Genomic DNA, 16402 nt, shown 5'->3' on the forward strand with positions numbered 1-16402 from the left:
TCGAGGCAGTCGACAGTCTGTCCATGCACCTGGCATCAGTTGGACGATCCGGCATCCGTGCGTAGACTCACGCCATGGCACCGACGCTGCAGGACCTCCTCGACCACCGTGCGCTCGGCCTGAAGCTCGTGGTGGCGGGGTCCGAGGGCGCGCTCGACCGGCAGGTCGCCTGGGTCTCCGGATCCGACCTCCCGGACCCCACGCCCTTCCTTCTCGCCGACCAGGTGCTGCTCACGACGGGCACGCAGTTCGGGACCGCGGTCTCGACGACGCAGGTCGAGGCGTACGTCGCCCGTCTCGCCGACGCCGGTGTCGCCGGACTGGGGTTCGGTACTGAGGTGATCACGGCCGGGACGCCGCCGGAACTCGCCGAGGCCTGCGCGGCGCACGGGATGCCGCTCATCGAGGTCCCGTACCGTACGCCGTTCATCGCCGTCATCCGGTACGCGGCCGACCTCCTCACCGAGGCGGCGCGGGCGAGGGACGCCTGGGCCCTGGGAGCCCAGCGCGCCATCGCGTTCGCCGCACTCCGACCCGACGCGACGGCCGCCGTCGTCGCCGAACTCGCGCGGTCGCTCGGTGCCTGGGTCGTGCTCTTCGACGCGCATGCGACGCCGGTGGCGATCGCGGGCGACGGGCCCTCCGCCGGTCCCGAGACCGAGCGCCTTCTGGAGCGGGTGGCCGGCGAGGCCACCATGCTCCTCAGCCGCGGACAGCGGTCGGGTGCGACGCTCGCGAGCCGCACCCGGACGGTGTCGCTCCAGACCCTCGGTCGGCGTGGGGACCTCCGGGGCGTGCTCGCCATCGCCGGGACCGATGGCCCGTTGGACGCCGCGGCCCAGAGCGTCGTGACCTCCGTCGTCGCCATCGCCGGGCTCACCCTCGAGCAGGGCGGCGCGCTCGGACGGGCGGGGCGCTCGCTGCGCACCGGCGTCTGGCAGCTCCTCCGCGCCGGACAGGCCACCGCGGCGCGCGAGGTCGCCGAACAGCTCGGTACGCCGTTGCCGACCGGAGCGGTTCGTGTCGGCGTCTGCTCCGGGCCGACCGAAGGGCGCGAGGCGCTCCTCACCGAGCTGGAACGGGCCGAGACGCTCAGCCCGGGCTCGCTCTTCGTCGCCGAGCAGGACGGACGGCCTGTCCTGCTCCTCGCACCGGCCGAGGGGGACACCGAGACGGACGTCGACCGGGCGGTCGAGGCGGTGATCGCGGCGGCCCCCGCTCGGCGGCTCGGCCTCTCCCGATCCCTCGCGCTCGCTGATCTGACGACCGGGATCGAGCAGGCGGTCTCCGCACACGAGCACGCCGTCTCCGCCGGCGAGGCCGTCGTACGGTTCGGGGCGCTCGCCGCGGCGGGGATGGCCGGGTTGCTCGACCCCGTCCGCGCCGCCGCCGTGGCCGAGGAACTGCTCGAGCCCGTGCTCCGCGTCGACCGCGAGGAGGGCTCCGATCTCGTGCCGAGCCTCCGTGGCTGGCTCAAGGCGAACGGTCAGTGGGAGCCCGCCGCGCGGCGACTCGGGATCCATCGACACACGCTCCGCAACCGCATCACCCGGGTCGAACAGGTGCTCGGGCGACCCCTCGACACCTTCGCCGCCCGGGCCGAACTCTGGCTCGCGCTGGTCAGCCTGCCGGACGGCGATGCGTTGCGGTCCCGCGCGGCCGTTCTGTAGCCTCGACCGCACGGCGCGCGTGTGCTCCGTGGAGCCACGAAGGGGGCAGCGCGCATGAGGATCCGAACGGTGGTCGCCCGGGTGCCGGTCACGATCGCCCTGGTGCTGGTCGTCCTCGTCGTGGGTGTCGTCGGACGTGGCCTCTGGGAGTCGACGACGGCGCAACCGTGGTGGGACGCGGTCGCCTACGGCCTGCCCGCCTTCGAGGCCGGGCGCTGGTGGACTCCCGTCACCGGCACGTTCCTCGTTGTGGAGCCGTGGGCCTACGTGTTCGCGGTGATCGGGTTCGCCTGGGTCGGCCTGCTGGAGTGGTGGCGGGGATCGAAGGTGGCGCTCATCACCTTCGCCGCCGGTCAGCTCGTCGCCGTCCTCGCCACCGCCGGGTTCCTCTGGGCCGCGAGTCAGCTGCCCTGGCCCTGGGCGACGAGCCTCGCCGGGATGCTCGACGTCGGTCCGTCCGGCGGGACGATGGCCTGCTTCGCCGCCTGTGTGTCGCTCTTCGCCTCGCCCTGGCGGCAGCGGGGCTGGATCATCGTCGCGTCCTACGCCGCGATCGGTGTCCTCTTCATCGGTTCGCTCGCGGACCTCGAGCACGCCTTCGCCGTGCTCTTCGTCCTCGCGGTGAACCGTTCCTTCCGCATCCAGCGGGCCAGCGTGCGCGAGCGTCGACTGCTCGCGTTCACGACGAGCGTGGCACTCGGCGTCGTCCAGATCGTCGCCCTGCTCGTGCCGACCAACGGGCCGTTCGGTCCGACCGCTCCGGCGGAGGGCCCGTGGCTCGACGTCGCGATCGACACGGTCGTGATCATCCTGGTCGCCAACGGCCTGCGGCTCGGTCGCCGCTGGGCATGGGTGCTGAGTGTCGTCTGGGCGATCCTCAACGTCCTGGTCGCTGTCCTGTACCTGGCGCTGTCGCCGCTGGACCCCGCCGAGCTCCCGATCGACTGGGGCGACACCGACGTGTTCCTGGCGACGTCGGTGCTCTGGCTCGCCTTCCTCGTCTACCTCCTTGCGACCCGCAGCGCGTTCTCGTCCCACCGACGCCGGCAACTCGGCGTCGGGCGGAAGCAGCAGCAGGATCTGCCCTCGGCGGACGACGCCCGCGCGCTCATCCGGACCGAGGGCGGCGGCTCGCTCTCCTGGATGGCCACATGGGACGGCATGGAGTACTTCCGCACCTCGGTGGGCCTCGTGCCCTACCAGAAGCACGCCGGCGTCGCGATCGTGCTCGCCGACCCGCTCGGCCCGCCGGAGCACCTCCAGGCCAGCGTCGAGGAGTTCGTCCAGGCGGCCGAGCGTGACTCCCTCATCCCGTGCTTCTTCAGTTCCAGCCAGGCGACGAAGGACGCGATGCCCGAGGGATGGCGCGACCTCATCATCGCCGACGACACGATCGTCGACCTCCCGGGCCTCGCGTTCACCGGCAAGGCCTGGTCGAACATCCGCACGGCGCTCAACAAGGCCGAGCGCGAGGGGATGGTCTTCCGGATGAGCACCTACGCCGCCGAGACCTGGGGCGTGCGACAGCAGATCCGCGCCATCTCCGAAGGCTGGGTCGGCGACAAGGGTCTGCCCGAGATGCGGTTCACCCTCGGGACCCTGCAGGAGGCCGACGACCCGGAGGTCCGTCTGGCACTCGCGATCTCACCCGACGGCGACGTCGACGGATTCCTCAGCTGGCTCCCGGTATTCGGCCCCGACAGCGAGCACCGCGGGTGGACGCTCGACCTCATGCGGCGACGCGAGGAGGGCTTCGGATCGGTCATGGAGTTCCTCATCGCCTCCTCGGCCAAAGTCTTCGCCGAGGAGGGCGCTCAGATCCTCTCGCTCTCGGGTGCGCCGCTGGCGCACCGGGTGGAGGACGACGAGGGCCGCATCGCGCACCTGCTGGGTCAGCTCAGCGGCATCCTGGAGCCCGTGTACGGCTTCTCGTCCCTCCACCGGTTCAAGCAGAAGTTCAACCCGCGATCGGAGCCGATCTACCTCTTGTACCGCGACGAGGGCGACCTCACTCGGATCGCCGCCGCGCTCACCCGCGCGTTCCTGCCGGACGCGACGCTTCGGCAGTTCGCCGGCGCCGGCATCGACATGCTCAAGCGCGACTGAGCGGAGGCCGACCCTCAGGCGGTGTCGCCGCCCGGGAGGCCGGCGGCGCCGAGGTGCGTCGCCCCGCGGGACCGCGCACGCTGCTCGGCGAGGGCGGCGGCGAACTCCGCCTCCCAGTCGGGAGCGACCTCGATGCCGAGGCGCCCCGCCTCCTCGATGGTCAGCTCCTTCGGGAAGCCGTTCGTGTCGGACAGCCGGAACACGTCGTGTCCCGTCATGACCCGCCCGGCGTACCCCTGGACCATCTGGAGGCCTGCGCCCAGCGTGCGTCGGAACGACTGCTCCTCCTTGACGAGGACGGCGACGACCTCGTCACGGGCGGCGGCCACCTCCGGGTAGTCGTCGGCGTACAAGCCGGCGATGACGGGCACGATCTCGCCGAAGAAGTTCTCGTGGAGGTCGAGCGAGAGCGCGAGCCGGATCGCCCGTCGGAGCAGCCGCCGCATGACGTAGCCCTGCTCCTTGTTCGACGGACGCACCCCGTCCACGGCCAGGAACGTCGCCCCGCGCAGGTGGTCGGCGATGATGCGCATCGCGGCGGTCTCGTCCTCGTAGCGTTTCCCGGTGAGCTCCTGGAGTCGCTCGACGATGGGCCACAGGAGCGAGATGCGGAAGACGTCGTCGGAGTCGATCGACGCGGCGGCGATGCGTTCGAGGCCGCCGCCGAAGTCCACGTTGCGTCTGGCGAGTTCCTCGAACGAGCCGTCCTCGCGTCGGCGGTACTGCATGAACACCTGGTTGCCGATCTCCATGAACCGTCCGCCGTCGCTCGCGGGATGCGCGAGGCCGAAGGACGGATCCTGGTACTCGGGGCCGAAGTCGTAGAACACCTCACTGTCGGGGCCGCACGGGTCACCGATCGGTGTGCCCTCGAGTGACCCGCCGCGGGACCACCAGTTCTCGCCACCGTCGTAGAAGAAGATCCGCTCTCCGGGCCGCACCCCGCGGGCGTCGCCGTCGGCCTGGGAGCCGATCTCCGCGATCCCGTTGGAGACCCCGCGTTCGGCGAACACGGATGCCCAGATCGACGCGGCCTCGTCGTCGCGCGGGATGCCGTTCGCGGGATCGCCGATGAAGCAGGTGACGGAGATCCGCTCCGGGTCCAGCCCGACGATGTCGACCAGGAAGGTGAAGAACTGCCGGATCTGCGTCTCCTTGAAGTAGTCGCCGAGCGACCAGTTGCCGAGCATCTCGAAGAAGGTGGTGTGCCGGTTGTCGCCGACGTCCTCGATGTCCTGGGCCCGGACGCACGGCTGGCTGTCGGTCAGCCGCCGTCCGTCGGGGTGATCCTCACCGAGGAGGTACGGCAGGAGTGCCTGCATCCCGCTGCCGTTGAACAGGGTGCTCGTGTCGCCGCGTGGGACGAGCGGCGCCCGCGTGATCAGCGCGTGGCCGTTCCGCTCGAGGAAGTCGAGGTAGGCGTTCCGGATCTCGTGGGCGTCCATGCCGACACGATTCCAGCTTTCCGGCCCGAGGGGAAGCCGGTGGGCGCGGCGGCCCGACTCAGTCCGCGTCGTGGAGTGACCGCAGGGCGGTCACGACGTCGTCGTGCCAGCGGCGGGCCGCAGGGAGTACGCCGCCGAAGATCGGGGTGTCGTGCGTCGCGCCCAGGTACATCGTCCCGCTCGCGTCGACGCCGTCGGCCCGGAGCGCGGCGAGGTAGGCCGCGCCGTCGCCGCGGAGGGGGTCGTACTCGGCCGTGAGGATCACGGCGCGGGGGAGGTCCGCGTGCGAACGGGCGAGGAGGGGCGACGCGTGCGGTTCCTTCGCCTGACGTCGATCGAGGAGGTAGGTCTTCGCGACGGAGCGCAGCTCCTTGATCGCGAAGATCCTCGGGATGCCCATCTCCCGCACGGGACGGAGGTCGATGTGGCCGCCGGTGAGGTCCGTGACCGGCACCTCGAGCAGCTGGAGTCGGATGGGCAGCCGGCCGCGTTCGCGGTTCACGAGCGTGAGCGCCGCCGCGATGCTGCCGCCGGCGGACACCCCGGCGACGGCGATCCGCCCCGAGTCGATCCCGAGCGTCGCGGCCTCGGCGAACAGCCACTCGAGCGCCGCATGGGCCTGCTCCAGCTGCGTCGGGTACCGGTGCTCGGGAGCGAGCGCGTAGTCGACGGCGGCGACGACCACGCCGGCGTCGGCCGCCCGACGACGGAACCCCGCGTCGGTCGTCGGGTAGTCGATCCCGCCGATGCGGAACGCCCCACCGAAGAAGGACAGGACCGCGGGCACCGCCTGGTCGCCCTCGGCCGTCGGCGGGTGGTAGAGCCGGATGCGGACGTCGGGGAAGCCGGCGACCGGGATCGTGTGCTCCTCGATGCGCAGCTCCGGGCCCGGGACGCCGACGGTCGCGAGCTCCTTCTTGTCCCAGTTCCGCGCGGCCTTGCGGTGCTGTGCGCGCGTCTTCTTGCGGCGGGGTGCGGCGGTGGTCGCCTTCGCCGTCGGGCTCGAGGGCTTCGCCTTCGGCCCGGCGGCCTTCGGGGAGGTCGCCTTCGGGTCCGCCGCGGGAGCTGGCTTCGGGCGCGCTACGGTGGTCGTCTTCGGCCGCAGGAAGAAGGCCTTCGCCTGCTCGAGTGCGGTCGAGATGAGGTAGGCGCGGTGCGTCCGCGCTCGTTCGACGAAGATCGGGTCGAGGGGCAAACGACTCACCTGCTCTGCTGCTCGGATGGGCGGATTCCAGCAGTCTAGGCGGCTCGGCGGACGACGGCCGTGGCTTGCCTGATCGATCCTTCCGCGGGGCTTCACCTCCTGTTCACCGGGAGGCCCGGCCCTGTTCGGGCGCCGCTCGTAGCGTGATCACACGTACGGCACACAGCAGTGCCCGCGTCGGTCACTCGCGGTTCCGATCCACCGGAGCCACGCGCGGAGCGGGCGGGTGCATCGGTCCTTCTGAAAGGTACGTCCCAGCACATGAAGCTCTCCCTCACCCGCGTCGCTGCGCTCGGCGCCGCCGCCCTCCTCTCGATCGGCCTGGCCGCCTGCTCGAGCGCCACCGCCAGCGACACCGGTTCCGCCGCGGCCGGGACCTTCGCGGTCGACGATCAGACCCTCGTCTTCGGCGTCGTCCCCGACTCGGTCGACACGCAGACCAACTACCAGCCGCTCATGGACTACATCGCCAAGGAGACCGGCAAGAAGGTCGAGTACCACGAGTCGACCGACTACGCAGCCCTCATCGAGGCGGCCGTGGCCGGGAAGATCGACGTCGCCTCCTTCTCCGGCTTCACCTACGTGACCGCGCTCAACAACGGGGCCAAGATCACGCCGATCTCGTCGATCATCACCGTCAAGGGGCAGGAGCCGGGCTACTACTCCGAGGCGATCGTCCCGAAGGACTCGTCGATCACGAAGATCGAGGAGTTCAAGGGCAAGAAGGTCTGCTTCGTCGACCCGTCCTCGACGTCCGGGTACCTGTTCCCGAGCTACAACCTGCTCGAGGCCGGCATCGACCCCGAGAAGGACATCACCCCGGTCTTCGCCGGCAAGCACGACGTCTCGGTGACGAAGACCGCCGAGGGCGTCGAGTGCGAGGCGGGCTTCGCCGAGGACTCCGAGGTCGAGAAGAACGACGGCGTGAAGGTCATCGACCGCACGATGGTCCCCGGTGCGCCGATCGTCGAGTCCGACTCGCTGCCCGCCGACGTGAAGGAGAAGCTCGAGAAGGCCCTGTCCGAGGTCACGATCGACCAGATCATCGACTCCGGCGTGAAGAGCGCCGACAGCGACGCCTTCCGCGCGACCTTCTACGGCACCTCGCCGGTCGACGACGCGTACTACGACACCATCCGCGACATCTGCAAGAAGACCAACGCCAAGCAGTGCCAGGCCTGACCTGAGCGCCAGTCCCGCCCTTCGACAAGCGGTTCCTGAGCTTGTCGAAGGGCAGTGACCGGTGCTCCGGCACCCGGTCACCGAGCCTGTCGAGCTGCGACATCCGTACCACCATCAACCTCACGAGAGGCAGCAGCCATGAGCGTCACCGAGCAGCAGGCGCGTCGCACCGCACCCGACGGAGCGGAACCGCTCGTGCGTCTCCGCGGGGTCACGAAGCGCTTCGACCGGACGGTCGCCCTGCAGCGCGTCGACCTCGACATCCGTCGCGGCGAGATCGTCGTCCTGCTCGGTCTGTCGGGCTCCGGCAAGTCGACGCTCCTCCGTCACCTGGACGGCCTCGAGCGGCCCACCGCCGGGTCGGTCTCGGTCCTCGGTGACGAGGTGCCGGCCCTCGGACAGCGTGCCCTGCGCCGGCTCCGCGCCCGCGTCGGGTTCGTCTTCCAGCAGTTCGAGCTGGTCCCGTCGCTCACCGTCCTCGAGAACGTCCTGACCGGTTCGCTGGCGGGCGTCCGCGGACCGCGTCTCGGCATCCTCGGCTACGGCCGCACCCTGAAGTTGAAGGCGCTCGGCCACCTCGACCGCGTCGGGCTCCTCGAGCGCGCCTACCAGCGCGCCGACACCCTCTCCGGCGGTCAGCAGCAGCGCGTCGCCATCGCCAGAGCGCTCATGCAGGACCCCGAGATCCTCCTCGCCGACGAGCCCGTCGCCTCCCTCGACCCGGAATCGAGCGAGCAGGTGATGGCCCTCATCCGCGAGATCGCGATCGACCGCGGACTCACCGTCGTGTGCAGCCTGCACCAGGTCGACCTCGCGCTCTCCTGGGGCGACCGCATCGTCGGTCTCCGCCACGGCGAGGTGGTCCTCGACACCACGACCGACGGCCTGTCCAAGACCGAGGTGATGGAGATCTACGGCCGGGTCGCGACGAGCACCCGTGAGCTGCAGGCGATCGCGGTGGAGTTGGAGACCGACGAGCTGCTCGGCGACCCCGACGACGACCTCCGCGGCCTGCTCGGTGTCGAGGAGCGCGTGGGCGAGGACGAACTGCCCGACGACCCGGAGTGGGAGTTCGACGCCGATGTCGACGGCCGCGAGCCCGACGAGCTCCGTCGACCGGGCGGGACCCGCTGATGGTCGTCACCGCACCCGCGAAGACGGCACCGCCCGCCGGCCGCCCGCCAGGACTCTCCGGACCCGTTCCCGTCGGTCGGCTCCGACCGCAGACGATCGCCGCCGTGCTCACGCTGATCGCGCTGCTCGCGTTCTCGGTCTACTCGCTCATCGAGGTCGGGATCTCGATCCCGAACATGGTGGCGAGCTGGGGCAACGCGGTCAACTTCTTCAACCGGGTGGGCACGATCACGTTCCCGCCGCCCGGGGAACTGCTGTCGCTCACCGCCCTGACCCTGGGGATCGTCATCTCAGGCACCGTCCTCGCTGCGGTGCTCTCGATCCCGGTCGCGTACCTCGCGGCCGCCAACACGACCCCGGGACCGGCCTGGCGCGCGGTCGGTCGGTTCGTCGGCGTGCTCAGCCGTGCCGTGCCCGATGTCGTCATCGCGATGATCCTCGTGCTCATGTTCTCGCTCGGCTCGCTGCCCGGCATCATCGCGATCGGGCTGCACTCCGTCGGCATGATCTCGAAGCTCTTCGCGGACGCGATCGAGCAGGTCGACGAGGGGCCACGACTCGCGATCCGGGCGGCCGGCGGCTCGAAACTGCAGGAGTTCACCTCGGGTGTCCTGCCGCAGGTCCTCCCGTCCTGGGTGGCCACGGTCCTCCACCGCGGCGACATCAACCTGCGCGGTTCGGTCCTCCTCGGCTACGTCGGCGTCCTCGGCCTCGGCCGTGAACTGTCGCTCGCGTTCAAATCCCTCGACTACTCGCTCGGCATCGGACTCGCGATCGTCATCTTCGCGCTGTGCGTCGTCATGGAGATCGTGTCGAGCACCGTGCGGACCGTGATGCTCGGGGTGCAGCCGACCGGACGTGGACTCGGTGACCGCGTCGTGCGTCGGGTGGCCGCGGGCCGGGAGGCACGTCGTGCGGCGGGTGGGAGCAGCCGGACGGTCGCCTCTCCGAGCGCCGAGTCCCGGATCGTCGCTGCAGCGAAGCGTCCGTGGACGCCGGCCCGCGTCCGCGACACCGTCGGTGCCTGGCTCGCCGTGGCGGTCGTGGTCTGGGGCGTCGTCGTGTCCGACATCCAGTGGGGCGACCTCGTGACGTTCTGGGCCAAGGCCCCCGACGTCCTCGTCCGACTCTGGCCTCCGTCGTTCGGCATGCGCACGACGGAGCAGATGGTCGAGGCGATGTTCGAGACCGTCGCCATCGCCTTCGCGGCGACCCTCATCGCCCTCGTCTGCTCGATCGTCATCGGGTCCCTCGCGGCACGGAACGTCGCCCCGAACCGCGGTGTCCGCACCGGCGCGCGGTTCGCGCTCGTCGGCATCCGCGGCATCCCGGAGCTCATCCTCGCGATCCTCCTCATCGTGGTCACCGGGCTCGGGGCCCAGGCGGGGACGCTCGCGCTCGGCATCTGCGGGATCGGCCTCCTCGGCAAGCTCATCGCGGACTCCTTCGAGGAGGTCGCGCCCGGACCGGAACGCGCGCTGACCGCCGTCGGCGCGACGCGCCCACAGGTCTACGCCGCCGCGACGCTCCCGCAGGGCGCCCGTGCACTGGTCGGGCACACCTTCTACACGCTCGACACGAACATCCGCGCCGCGACCATGCTCGGCATCGTCGGCGGAGGCGGCATCGGCTACTACCTGATCCAGGCGGACCAGGGTGGGAACTACGACCAGGTCACGGCCATCGTGCTGATGATCCTCGCGGTGGTCCTCGTCGTCGAGGGCATCGCCATGTGGATGCGGAGGGTGTTCTCGTGAACGGACGACGGATGAGCGGCGGGGTGTCGGCGCCGCGGGTCGGCCTCGGCGTCGGCTCGCTCGGTGCCTCGGCCGATCGCGCGGACGTCGTGATCGTCGGAGCCGGCATCGTCGGGCTGTCCGCGGCGCTCGCCGCTGTGGACGCCGGTGCCGAGGTCGTGGTCGTCGAACGTTCGGCCGAAGCCCAGGGTGCGTCGGTCCGCAACTTCGGTCATCTGGCCGCGACGCCGCAGGCCGGGCTCGCCGCCCGCCTCGCCGCGCGTTCGGCGGAGATCTGGCAGCGACTCGAGCAGGACGCTGGGCTGTGGGTCCGGCGCTGGGGCACGCACGTGGTCGCCCGGCACCTCGACGAGCTGCGCGTCCTCGAGGACTTCGCTGCGTCCCGTGCCCAGGCGGGAGCTGCGGCCGACGTCCGCCTGTACGACACGGCCGAGTTCCTGCAGCAGGTGCCGATCAGTGCCGACGACGTGGTGGGCGGCGCCTGGCTGCCACGCGACCTCCAGGTGAACCCGCGTCAGGCGCTGGGCGCCGTCACGGCGTACCTGGAACGCCGCGGTGTCGAGTTCCGACGCCGGACAACCGTGACGGGGCTGCGCTCCGGCTTCGTCGACACCAGCCGCGGCGTCATCGCCGCAGGCCTCACCGTGGTCGCGGTGAACCACGACATCGACACGCTCCTCCCCGAGCTGGCCGAGCGGGCGGTCGTCCGTCGATGCGCACTCGACATGGTGCGGGTGCGCGCCGAACTCCCGATGCCGATGCCGGCGCCGCTCCTGACCGGGTGGTCGCTCCTGCGCTACGCAGGATTCGCCGACTCACCCGCCATCCCGGCACTCCGTGAGCGGTTGCAGCAGGACCACCCCGGGCTCGCCTCGCTCGACGTCAACCTCATGGCGACCCAGTTGCCGGACGGCTCGATCATCCTCGGCGACACCCACAGTCGCGGCGAAGCGGTCTCCCCGTTCCAGTCCGAGCACGCCTTCGACGAACTCCTGCGGGCTGGACGCACGCTGTTCGGGACCAGGCTCGACGTCCTCGAACGCTGGCAGGGCGTCTACGCCACCGCCCCGGAGGAGTTGCTCATCGACGAACCGACCCCGGGCGTCCGTGTGGTCGCCGCGACCACGGGCATCGGGATGACCACCGGACCCGCGCTCGGCGAGCTGGCCGTCGCCGAGCACCTCGGCCCGACCTTCTCGCCGGCGCAGCCGACCAGCATCCGTGCCGCATCAGCCCACCTTCAGAAAGGCCTCTCGTGACCAGCATCGATCGACCCCAGCAGGACAGCACCGCGGCACCCGACCTCGACGACGACGTGGAGACCGACCTCGCCGACCTCGACGAGCTGGAGGGCGGGTTCGACGACGCGCACGAGGACGACCTCCTGCTCGAACTGGTGGTCCTCGACCTCGCCGGGACGACGGTCTCGGACGACGGCGTCGTCGAGGACGCCTTCCGCGTCGCCGCCGAGACGATCGGCATCGACACCGAGGACGCGCTCGACGCGGCCATCGAGCTCGTCCGCGACACGATGGGCCAGTCGAAGCTCGACGTGTTCCTCATGCTGACCGACGGCGACGAGGCTCGAGCCGCTTCCGGCAACGCCGCCTTCGAAGCGGCCTACGAGCGACTCGTCGGCGAGGGGCGCGTCGAGGCGATCGCCGGAGCCGAGGGCACGGTGCGGCGGCTCCGCGAGCTCGGCGTGGGCGTCGTGTTCACCACCGGGTTCGCCCCCGCCACGCGCGACGCGCTCCTCGCGAGCCTCGGGTGGTCCGAACTCGCCGACGACGCCCTGTCGCCCGCCGACGCCGGTCGAGGGCGTCCAGCGCCGGACCTGCCGCTGACGGCGCTCCTCCGGTTCGGTGCGAGCGCCGTCGACACCATGGTCGTCGTCGGCGACACGGCCAGCGACATGCTGTCCGGGGTGAACGCCGGCGCCGGGCTCGTCGTCGGGGTGCTCACCGGAGCACACGACGAGGAGACGCTGCTCGAGGCGGGCGCCGACGAGATCATCACGAGCATCGCCGAGTTGCCCGCGCTGCTCGGTCTCGACTGAACGACCGACCGGGGGAACCATGCACACGACGCTCACCGCGCACGAGGGCAACGACGTCTTCATCAGACCGTCGCCGATCGCGATGGTCTGGCAGGGGCCGGGGCACCCGCACCAGGCGATGGCGGTGCCCGGGGTGACGCTCGGGCCGGGCGACGTCCTCGTCGAGGTGGAACTGGCGACCGTGTGCGGCTCCGACGTGCACACCGTCCTCGGGCACCGTGACGCCGCCACGCCGCTCGTCCTCGGGCACGAACAGGTGGGACGCGTCGTGGCGGTCGGGGGCCCCGTCACCGCGGTGGACGGCACGGTCCTCGTCGCGGGGATGCGGGTCGTGTGGTCGGTCGTCGTGAGCTGCGGCGTCTGCGACCGCTGCTCCGCCGGCCTGGAGCAGAAGTGCCGCCGGCTCGCGAAGTACGGGCACGACCGGGTCCACCGCGGCTGGGAGCTGAGCGGCGGATTCGCCACCCACGTCGAACTCCTCGAGGGCACCGCCATCGTGATCGTGGGGGAGACGCCGCCCGCCGCCGTCTTCGCGCCGGCGTCCTGCGCGACGGCCACCGCGATAGCCGCACTGGATGCGGCCGGGCACGATCTGCCCGGCACGGCGGTCCTCGTGACCGGCGCCGGGATGCTCGGGCTGACGGTCGCGGCCATCGCGACCGATGCCGGGGCGCGCGTCGTCGTGAGCGATCCGGACCCCGCCCGCCGGCTGCTCGCCGGTCGCTTCGGCGCCATCGCGACCGTCGACCCCACGGTCGGCGCCGCCGAGCACCTCGACGCCGCGCACCTGGCGGCGGGCGTTGAGGGCTTCCCGGTGGCCATCGAGATGTCCGGCGACGCCCGTGCCGTCGACGCCGCCATCGCGTCGCTGTCGATCGGCGGGACGGCGGTCCTCGTCGGCAGCGTGTCGCCCGGTGCGCCGCTCGGCATCGACGCCGAACGGATCGTCCGACGCCTCCTCACGGTGCGCGGCGCACACAACTACCGACCGCGGGATCTGGCACGCGCGGTCGACTTCCTGACCGGTGCGTGGCGTCGGTATCCGTTCGCCGAACTCGTCGGCCCGGAGTTCCCCTTGCAGGACGTCGACGAGGCGCTCGTCGCAGCTGCATCGGGCGCCTTCCCGCGCGTCGGTGTCCGACCCTGAACGACCCGCGGGAGGTCACGCGAGCCGGCTCGAACCCTCCGGCGAGCCTCGCGGGATCCGGTCGAGGTCTCGGCGACGGCGTCCGAGGGCGACGTGACCTCTTCGAGCGCCCCCATTCCGGGGGTCACGACGGCCGATCCACCGCGGATTTCCGCCGATCTCGGCTCGTGAATCCCGCCGCATGACCCACCTTGTGGGGTATCCTCGGGCCATGACGGTCACGACTCGCCACCCTGGTGTGGTCCGTGTCGGTGGTCGCCTCATGGTCGTGGATCCGTTCGCGGAACGAGGTGAGCTCACCGGGGATCAACAGCGCGGCCACCAGCTGCGGCGGAGGATCACGCTCCTGCTCGGTGCATTCCTCCTGCTCACGGGCTTCGTCATCGGTGCGACGGTGGGCGTGCTCGTTGAGTGGTCGATCGTCCACGACGAACGCTCGTCCGTGTCGCTCCCCGGTTTCGACCCGGATTGGGCGCCCGGACTCGACGTCGTCGGTGCCTTGCTCGGTGCCATCCTCGTCGCCGTCTTCCTGCTCGTGTCGGCCGAACGACGCAACCGTCGTCGTCGCCTGGACGGCGGGCACCAGCCGTCGCGGTGGATCGACCCGCTCAACGATCACCTCATCGGGCTGAGCGACGACCTCCCGTGGACCTCGCTCTGGACGCTGACGCGCATGTACGCCACCGCGGAGCGGCTGCAGCGCGAGCTCGTGGAGCGCAGCGGCACCCGCAGCGAGGTGGGCAGTGACGATTCCTGCGATCTCGTCGAGGCGCGGCTCGCGGCCGACGATGCGCGCGACGCACTCGAGAAGACGGCCACGCTCATGGGCGTCATCGTGCCGGAGGGACCGCTGCCCGACGCGCAGGCCATCCTGGCCGACAACGCTCGGCTCCGCGCCCGTCGGAAGACGAGCTGACCGGCACCTCCGCGATGCGGATGGTTCCGGTGGTCAGCGCCCGCTGCCGGTGAGGCGCTCCAGGAGTTCGCGGTAGCGGTCGGCCGTCTGCGTGACGATCTCGGCAGGCAGGGTCGGAGGCGTGGGTGTCGACGGGTCGTCCTGGTCCCAGTTGTGGGCCAGCCAGTTGCGGACGATCTGCTTGTCGAAGCTGGCCATGCGTGCGGTGGGGTCGTCGCTCGTCAGGTAGACGTCGCGGTCCCAGTACCGGCTGGAGTCGGAGGTGAGCACTTCGTCGCCGAGCGTGATGACGCCTGTCCCCGGGTTGCGGCCGAACTCGAACTTCGTGTCGGCGAGGATGACGCCGTGGCGTTCCGCCGTCAGTGATGCCGTCTCGTAGATGCCGAGTGACAGGTCCTTCAGCGCGACCGCGTCGTCCTCGCCGATGAGTTCGACCATCCGGGAGAACGAGATGTTCTCGTCGTGCTCGCCGAGCGGTGCCTTGTACGCGGGGGTGAACAGCGGCTCGGGCAGGCGATCGCCGTCGCGGAGGCCATCGGGCAGCGGGATGCCGCACACGGTGCGGTTCGCGACGTACTCCTTCCAGCCGGAGCCGGTGAGGTAGCCGCGGACGACGCACTCGACGGGGAACATGTCGAGCTTCCGGACGAGCATCGCCCGGCCGGCGAACCCGGCCGGGATGCTGGACACCGCGACACCCGCGGCGTCGAGCTCATGATCGGGCACGAGGTGGTTCGGCACCTCGCGGAGCTGGTCGAACCACCAGAGGCTCAGGCTGGTGAGCAGATCGCCCTTGCCGGGGATGCCCGGCTCGAGCACGTGGTCGAAGGCGCTCACCCGGTCGCTCGCGACGACGAGCAAGAGGTCGTCGGGCCCGGCGGCCGGCTCGTACAGGTCGCGGACCTTGCCCGAGTAGACGTGGTTCCAGGCGTTGGTCTCCGAGGGTGCGCTCACTCGTTCATTATCGTGCATCGGCCGTGGCCGGGTCGGTCGCCAGGGCTTGCGACCTCAGGGCGGTACGAGTATATTCCACGTGGAATAGTTCGCGTGGAGTGATGGGAGGGTCATGGGCAAGGTCAAGCCGCTCGGCCTGCTCGCCGTCGCCGCGCTCGGCTACCTCGCCGAGCGCCCCATGCACCCCTACGAGATGTACCAACTCGCGCTCCACCGCCAGGAGGACCGCGTCGTCAAGGTGAGCCCCGGCTCGCTCTACCGCGCCGTCTACGGACTCGAGGCCGACGGCCTCGTGCTCGCCTCCGGGACCGACCGCGAGGGAGCCCGGCCCGAGCGCACCACCTTCGAGATCACCGACCTCGGCCGGCACCTGCTGGGGGAGCGGCTGCGCGAGCTGCTCAGCACCCCCACGAACGAGTACCCGGAGCTCGGGCTCGCGCTGTCCGAGGCGCACGAACTGGGCGCCGAGGAGGTGCGGATGCTGCTCGAGACCCGCATCCTCCGGCAACAGGCCGAGCTCGCCGACCTCGATCGCCGCATGACGTGGGCGCGCGAGCGAGGGATCCCGCGCGTGTACTGGATCAACGTCCCCTACTCGGCCGCCATGCTGCGCGCCGAGATCGCCCACCTCGAATCGCTCCTCGCCGAGATCGCCGACGGCGCACTCGCCTGGCACGTGCCGGGGTCCCGTGCGCCACTCCACGAGCAGGCGGCGACCCCGCCCGTGTCCGCTCAGCCGACACCCTCCACCTGAACCTCCGGGATGACCGACCAGTCCGGCCGGCGGTCCCGCTCATCCTCGCGTTCCGAACGCGAACCCGTCCTCCGTGC

Annotated in this window: 13 protein-coding genes; 10 read left to right on the top strand and 3 right to left on the bottom strand. The window is 71.1% G+C overall.

Annotated features, from left to right (window positions below):
* Nucleotides 1-74 precede the first annotated feature (74 nt).
* Together IFR14_RS05335 and IFR14_RS05340 are read left to right on the top strand one after the other, a co-directional pair.
* Nucleotides 75-1670, top strand: a complete 1596-nt coding sequence (locus IFR14_RS05335; protein WP_191940482.1) for a PucR family transcriptional regulator — start codon at nt 75-77, stop codon at nt 1668-1670.
* Nucleotides 1671-1724: 54 nt separating this feature from the next.
* Nucleotides 1725-3776: a bifunctional lysylphosphatidylglycerol flippase/synthetase MprF gene (locus IFR14_RS05340; RefSeq protein ID WP_191940483.1), complete on the top strand. Its 2052-nt coding sequence runs from the start codon at nt 1725-1727 to the stop codon at nt 3774-3776.
* 14 nt (nt 3777-3790) lie between these two features.
* Here the strand turns inward: IFR14_RS05340 and IFR14_RS05345 are convergent, their stop codons facing one another.
* Together IFR14_RS05345 and IFR14_RS05350 are read right to left on the bottom strand one after the other, a co-directional pair.
* Nucleotides 3791-5221, bottom strand: a complete 1431-nt coding sequence (locus IFR14_RS05345) for an alanine--tRNA ligase-related protein (protein WP_191940484.1) — start codon at nt 5219-5221, stop codon at nt 3791-3793.
* Between the two features lie 58 nt (nt 5222-5279).
* Nucleotides 5280-6425, bottom strand: coding sequence for an alpha/beta hydrolase fold domain-containing protein (locus IFR14_RS05350; protein WP_342365646.1), 1146 nt, complete (start codon nt 6423-6425; stop codon nt 5280-5282).
* A gap of 261 nt (nt 6426-6686) precedes the next feature.
* On the opposite strand from IFR14_RS05350, the gene IFR14_RS05355 reads away from it, so the two are divergent.
* The 7 genes from IFR14_RS05355 to IFR14_RS05385 all read left to right on the top strand — a co-directional run bounded on the left by IFR14_RS05355 (nt 6687) and on the right by IFR14_RS05385 (nt 14617).
* Nucleotides 6687-7607: a phosphate/phosphite/phosphonate ABC transporter substrate-binding protein gene (locus IFR14_RS05355; RefSeq protein ID WP_159877690.1), complete on the top strand. Its 921-nt coding sequence runs from the start codon at nt 6687-6689 to the stop codon at nt 7605-7607.
* A gap of 138 nt (nt 7608-7745) precedes the next feature.
* On the top strand, nt 7746-8741 hold the full coding sequence (gene phnC / locus IFR14_RS05360; RefSeq protein ID WP_191940485.1) for a phosphonate ABC transporter ATP-binding protein: 996 nt from the start codon (nt 7746-7748) through the stop codon (nt 8739-8741).
* Nucleotides 8741-10498: a phosphonate ABC transporter, permease protein PhnE gene (gene phnE / locus IFR14_RS05365; protein WP_191940486.1), complete on the top strand. Its 1758-nt coding sequence runs from the start codon at nt 8741-8743 to the stop codon at nt 10496-10498. Before phnC ends, phnE begins: the two co-directional genes overlap by 1 nt.
* Nucleotides 10495-11757 carry a TIGR03364 family FAD-dependent oxidoreductase gene (locus IFR14_RS05370; RefSeq protein WP_342365647.1) on the top strand — a complete coding sequence of 421 codons (1263 nt, stop codon included), beginning with the start codon at nt 10495-10497 and terminating at the stop codon, nt 11755-11757. The genes phnE and IFR14_RS05370 overlap by 4 nt, the downstream gene beginning before the upstream one ends.
* Nucleotides 11754-12554 carry an HAD family hydrolase gene (locus IFR14_RS05375; RefSeq protein WP_342365648.1) on the top strand — a complete coding sequence of 267 codons (801 nt, stop codon included), beginning with the start codon at nt 11754-11756 and terminating at the stop codon, nt 12552-12554. Before IFR14_RS05370 ends, IFR14_RS05375 begins: the two co-directional genes overlap by 4 nt.
* 19 nt (nt 12555-12573) lie before the next feature.
* Entirely contained in the window at nt 12574-13701 is a 1128-nt protein-coding gene (locus tag IFR14_RS05380) for a zinc-binding dehydrogenase (RefSeq protein WP_191940487.1), read from the top strand.
* Between the two features lie 211 nt (nt 13702-13912).
* Nucleotides 13913-14617, top strand: a complete 705-nt coding sequence (locus tag IFR14_RS05385) for a hypothetical protein (protein ID WP_191940488.1) — start codon at nt 13913-13915, stop codon at nt 14615-14617.
* A 33-nt stretch (nt 14618-14650) separates the two neighbouring features.
* Here the strand turns inward: IFR14_RS05385 and IFR14_RS05390 are convergent, their stop codons facing one another.
* A complete protein-coding gene (locus tag IFR14_RS05390) occupies nt 14651-15589 on the bottom strand; it encodes a phosphoribosylaminoimidazolesuccinocarboxamide synthase (protein ID WP_191940489.1) in 939 nt (312 codons plus the stop codon).
* A 94-nt stretch (nt 15590-15683) separates the two neighbouring features.
* Between IFR14_RS05390 and IFR14_RS05395 the strand changes: the two genes are divergently transcribed.
* The gene (locus tag IFR14_RS05395) at nt 15684-16325 is read left to right on the top strand and encodes a PadR family transcriptional regulator (RefSeq protein WP_191940490.1); all 642 of its coding nucleotides are present in this window, start codon (nt 15684-15686) and stop codon (nt 16323-16325) included.
* The last annotated feature ends 77 nt before the right edge of the window (nt 16326-16402 follow it).

Source organism: Plantibacter sp. CFBP 8775 (assembly GCF_014839505.1).
In the GTDB taxonomy this organism is placed as follows: domain Bacteria; phylum Actinomycetota; class Actinomycetes; order Actinomycetales; family Microbacteriaceae; genus Plantibacter; species Plantibacter auratus.